This window comes from Candidatus Protofrankia californiensis (assembly GCF_900634765.1).
Classification (GTDB): domain Bacteria; phylum Actinomycetota; class Actinomycetes; order Frankiales; family Frankiaceae; genus Protofrankia; species Protofrankia californiensis.
In genome coordinates, this window is sequence record NZ_CAAAFT010000143.1 from 2,366 (window position 1) to 7,742 (window position 5,377).

At 65.1% G+C, this 5,377-nt stretch carries 4 protein-coding genes; all 4 read left to right on the forward strand.

Translation table 11 applies throughout. The features are described 5' to 3' along the window. On the forward strand, positions 1-411 hold a 411-nt coding region (locus tag DD1DGNOD_RS29090; RefSeq protein WP_241255570.1), incomplete at its 5' end, for an AAA family ATPase. Positions 412-449: 38 nt separating this feature from the next. Next, positions 450-1,886, forward strand: coding sequence for a vWA domain-containing protein (locus tag DD1DGNOD_RS08510; protein WP_131766014.1), 1,437 nt, complete (start codon positions 450-452; stop codon positions 1,884-1,886). Positions 1,887-2,061: 175 nt separating this feature from the next. After that, positions 2,062-2,448: a HEPN domain-containing protein gene (locus DD1DGNOD_RS08515; protein WP_241251343.1), complete on the forward strand. Its 387-nt coding sequence runs from the start codon at positions 2,062-2,064 to the stop codon at positions 2,446-2,448. Next, entirely contained in the window at positions 2,445-5,168 is a 2,724-nt protein-coding gene (locus tag DD1DGNOD_RS08520; protein WP_131766016.1) for a P-loop ATPase, Sll1717 family, read from the forward strand. Before DD1DGNOD_RS08515 ends, DD1DGNOD_RS08520 begins: the two co-directional genes overlap by 4 nt. The last annotated feature ends 209 nt before the right edge of the window (positions 5,169-5,377 follow it).

The window sequence follows — 5,377 nt, forward strand, 5'->3', positions numbered from 1 at the left end:
TTCCAGGTGACCATCCCCGAACTGGGCACGATCGTGGCCCGCCGGCGTCCGTTCGTGGTGCTGACCAGCAACGCGACCCGGGAGCTGTCCGAGGCGCTCAAGCGCCGCTGCCTGTACCTGCACCTGGGCTATCCGTCCCCGGCGCGGGAGAAGGAGATCGTCCTCGCCTGTGTTCCGGAGCTGCCCGAGCAGCTCGCCGAGGCGATCATCGGCACCATCCGGGCCCTGCGCGCGATGGAGCTGAAAAAGGTCCCGTCGATCGCGGAGACGATCGACTGGGCGCAGACCGTCCTGGCGCTGGGAATCGACACCTTCGACGAGGAGGCGGTGTCGTCCACCCTGGGGGTCGTTCTCAAGCACGCGAGTGATCAGGCGCGGGCGATCGGCCAGCTCAAGCTCGGCTCGAACTGACGTGACATGACGTGACATGACCCGATGGGATGTCCGGGATGAGTCTGCTGGACCGTACGGTCGTGTTCACCACCGCGCTGCGACAGGCAGGGGTACCGGTGAGCAGCGCCGAGACCGTGGACGCCGTCCGCGCGCTCGGGGCGGTCGGGCTGCTCGATCGCGACGCGCTACGCGCCGGGTTCGCGGCGACGATGTGCAAGCGCCCGACCTACCGGGCGATCTTCGACACACTGTTCGATCTCTACTTCCCGTCGTGGATCGGTGACGGGCTGTCCGTCGACGGTTTCCCCATCACCGAGGACGACGTGTCGGGGACGCCGGAGGACTCGCGCCGTCCGGGCAATGCCGCCGACGGCGAGCACGATCTTGAATTGTTGCGCCAGGTTCTGCGCAGGCAGCTGTTGGATGTCCTGCTCCGCGGGGACGATGAGGAGCTGCGTCGCCTCGCCCGCGATGCCGTGACCAGGTTCGGGTCGTCGCCGGCTGCTCCCGGCAAGCGTTCCTGGTTCGCCTACCGGGTCCTGCGGGCGTTGTCACCGGACACCCTTGTCGCCGATCTGCTGAGCGCGATGCTCGGGGAGCAGGAAACCGGCGGCCTTGCCGAGCGGGTAGCCCGGCAGACGATCGCGGAACGGATCCGTTCCTTCGAGGAGATGGTCGCCACCGAGGTACGCCGCAGGCTCGCCGAGGAACGCGGAGTCGACGCGGTCGCGAAGACCGCGGTCAAGCCCCTGGTCGACCAGGTCGACTTTCTTCGCGCGTCCCAGCGGGATCTGGTCGAGATGCGCCGCCGGGTCCACCCGCTTGCCCGCAGGCTCGCGACCAGGCTGACCGCGCGTCGTCGTCTCGGGCGGTCGGGCCGGCTGGACTTCCGCCGGACGGTGCGCTCCTCGCTGGCCACCGGTGGTGTGCCGCTGGAAACCCACCACCGGCCGCACAAGCCGCACAAACCCGAGCTCGTCGTCCTGTGCGACGTCTCCGGGTCGGTGGCGTCGTTCGCGCACTTCACGCTGTTGCTGACGCATGCGCTACGGGAGCAGTTCTCCCGGGTCCGGGCGTTCGCGTTCATCGACACCACCGACGAGATCACCCGCTTCCTGCGGGGGTCCGACCTCGGCGACATGATGGCGCGTATCGCGGCCGGGGCGGATCTGGTGTGGTTCGACGGGCACAGCGACTACGGCCATGCCTTCGACGTGTTCGCGGACAGGTATCCGGATGCGGTCGGCCCGAAGACCTCCCTGCTCGTGCTCGGAGATGCCCGCAACAACTATCGTGCGACCGCCGCGCCGGTGTTCGGGAAGCTGTGCGCGCAGGCCCGGCACGCCTACTGGCTGAACCCCGAACCGCGTACCTACTGGGGTTCGGGCGACTCGGCCACCCACGCCTACGCCGACCTGGTCGACGAGATGGTCGAATGCCGCAACGTCGAGCAGCTCCAGGCATTCATCGAACGCATCCTGCCCTCCGGCTAGATTCCGCGGGGTCCCCGAGCGCGCGAAAAAGAATCATGGTCACGCGCTCCCGGCCGACCAGGGTTCGGGCCAGTCAAGGTGACGGAGGGTTCCATCATGATGCCGTCCGTCACCGAAGTGTACGATGATGGCCTGTTGTGCCCGCTCCCTGATCCTTGGAGCCGCTGTGTCCGTGATGACGCCGCTGGAATGGCAGTCGGTCGCATCCGAACGCAGCCGCGATGCGGAGGTTCTCCATCAGGCGGAGCGGTCACTGGCCGCGGCCTACATGGCCTGGTACGCCGTTGAGTGCCTTGCGAAAGCGCTCATCGCCGCCCGGGGTGGTACACCTCCGACCGGCAGCGGTGCGGGCCATGACCTGGCCCTGTTGTTGGATCTCGCTGGATTTCGCCGTTCCGACTTCAGCGTCGACATCCGCACACACTACGAACAGCGCACCGTGGGTATGAGATACGAGTATGAAGGGACGGAGCGTCATCGCGAGCAGTTCCGGGCAGCGGTCGATCTGGCTGGACGATTGACTACGCGGCTACGAAGAGTGTCAGCGAGGAGAGGCCGGTGACCGGCTCCGTCGTCGGACCTCGAACAAACGACCAGGAGGTTCCGGTGCTCACCGAGTCGGACCTGCGGCACCGGTTGACCGAGGCGTTGGATCGCGCCGGCATCGGATCCGCTGATGTCCGGATCAGGGCTGATCCTTTTGGGGGATGGAGAGTGCTGGTCGTAAGCCAGGAGCTCGCTGGGCTTTCCGATGCCGAGCGGCGGAGGATCGTCCCTGCCGGTATCGACGAGCACATCGCTCTGGCAGTCTTCAGGACACCCGAAGAAGGTGTGGATGAGGCGCTTGTTCTTGATCAGAACATGGACGTCGTTCCACTGTGGCCGGAGTCACTTGCGCGTGGGGCTGTCGGGGAAAGAGTGGAAGTACGCTTCCCCGCTGATGTCGAGGCGAGTCTCGACCCGCCTGTCGTCGTGACCTTCTATTCCCTCCGCGGTGGAGTTGGAAGATCTACCGCATTGGCCTATGCCGCTCGGATTCTCGCGCGTGAACACCGGGTGCTGTGCGTCGACATGGATCTCGAAGCACCCGGTCTGGCCGCACTCTTCGGCGTCGAGGAGGCGCTGACCGACGGGCAGGGGGTCGTCCCCCTCCTCGTAAATATCGATCTCGGTGCGGAGCCGGATATCACCGAGCATCTGGTCCGGGTCGACCGGGACGCAGAGCTCTACCTGCTGCCAGCCGGCCTGCCGACCCCGAACTACGCCCGCCAGCTCGCCCAGATAGATCCGGCCGCATACTACCGGGAAGACTTCAATCCGCTACGCGCTCTGATGTCCAGGATTCGATCCCTGCGCCTTTCTTTCGACGTCATACTACTCGATGCGCGTACGGGCATAAGCCCGCTGTCCGCGCCGCTCCTCTTCGACTTGGCAGATCTTGCCGTTGTCGCTTTTTTCCCGCACCCGCAGTCGTTCCGGGGAACTCGCGCACTTGTCCGTGCGCTGTTGCACGCAAGTACGGAGAGAAGTGCCGGGGGAAGCCATCTGACCCCGGCCCCCTCGTTTCTCGTCTCACCTGTTCCATCAGGTGACCAAGAATCGATCGAACGCTATGAGGAGCGCGCGCTCGAACAGATCAACTCGTGGGTGGACGGCTCTGTTCTCCCGACCGGAGCGAGCGCCTTCGACGATGCGAAGATAGCGGATATAACCAACTTCATCGTATACAATGAGGCTGTGGCGACCAGCGATTCGGTCGTTGAATCAGCGGATCTTTCCCGACCCTACGAGCCTCTTGCCGAGTGGATTTCCGGATATCTCCCCAGTAATGTATCCCCGTTGCCGGACGTCTTTTTCAGTGGTCGTTCCAGCGGTCGGGACACTGTTTCTATCGCGTTTTCAGAGCCGAAATCGGAGAAAGAGCTGGCGCTGGACGAACTCTCCTTCTCGACGGTAGTCGCCGAGCAGGAGGACGACGAGGAACTGAGGATCTTCTTTCTCCGGACCAGCGCCACCGGCCGGGCGTTGTCCCCCGATATTCCCCTCGTCATCGGACGCAAGGGGACCGGGAAGACGATGATTTTTCGAAAACTGTCCGCCCCGGACACATCCAATGTCACCGTGGTCGCACCCAGTGGTCTGGGTGCCGCCTGGCTCCCCGGCGTCGACGAGTTCGCCCTCCTCGACTCCGTCCGGGCCGAACTCGGCCTTGAGTGGCGGGCGGTCTGGCAGGCACTGACCGCCCTTGCCGTCGCGAAGGCGACGCCGGATGTCCAGCCCCCTGCCTGGGCGCCGACACTCGGTCTTCTGCGGCCCGGTTCGCCGCAGACCGGCTCGTCTCTTGTCGAGGATCTACGCGCTCTGCTTGCCGCGCCTGATGTCGGACCGCGGAGCTGGGAATGGATCCGGGCGCTGGACGAGGCGGCGCGACCGGGAACACTGCTGCTGTTCGATGGGCTGGATTCGGGCTTCGGGGGCACACCGGCGGCGCTGTTCCGGCGTGCCGAGGCCATAACCGGCCTTCTCGAACTCGTCAACACTCGTGGTGACGGCCTGGTAAACCTCCGGTACAAGATCCTGCTCCGTGAGGATCTGTACCGGGCTGTCAACATTCCGAACAAGAGTCACTTCTTCGGCCGCGAGGTCCGGCTGTCCTGGGCGGATCCGACTGAATATCTCAAGGTCGGGGTCAAACGAGCCGTACGGGCACCGGCATTCCGCCGGTTGCTGAACGCAACGGTGACCAATGATCATCTTCCGTTGCTGGACGTCGCTGTCGAGGTGTGGTCCGAAGATCTGACCCGGATGGCATGGCGGCTGCTCGCCGGTGAACGGGTAGCCGGTAGCAAGACCGCATTCACCTGGAACTGGGTGTGGAAGCGTCTCGCGGACGCCAACGACGATCATTCCCCACGTGCCCTGCTGCAGCTCCTGGGACTGGCCAGGGACCGCGAGCGGACACTGAACATCCAGACCGGCCACCCGCGGAGCGTCATACGGCCGAAAGCGATGATTGATTCGCTTGGCGACGTCAGCGAGCAGGCTCTCATATCCCTTCAGGAGGAGTTTCCCGAACTGAAATCGCTGCTGGACGAACTCCGTTCGCTTCCGTTGACCCCGTTCGCAGCCTCCGACATCCGGGCTCCTGAGGACATTCGTCGGCTCGCCCAGGAGGTCGGGTTGCTCGGGGTCAGCATGGGGACACCCGAGCAGCCCGAACGGTTCCGGGTTCCCGAGCTCTACCGGCTGGCTCTGAACATGGGGCGCAAGGGGCAACGCTGACCGCGTCCGCGTATCCGGTCATGATCGGGAAATTAGGGTGAACCGAAGCGCCTGACGGGGCGTCCAACCTTCCGAGAGCTGACACCTGACGGAAGGGTGGCCACCGTGATGGTCAGAACAGGTTCGGACGTCCAGGATCCCGACACCGCACCTCCGATGTCGGCGCCGCCAGCGCCGGTGCCGACGGCGACGGAGTTGACACCGACACC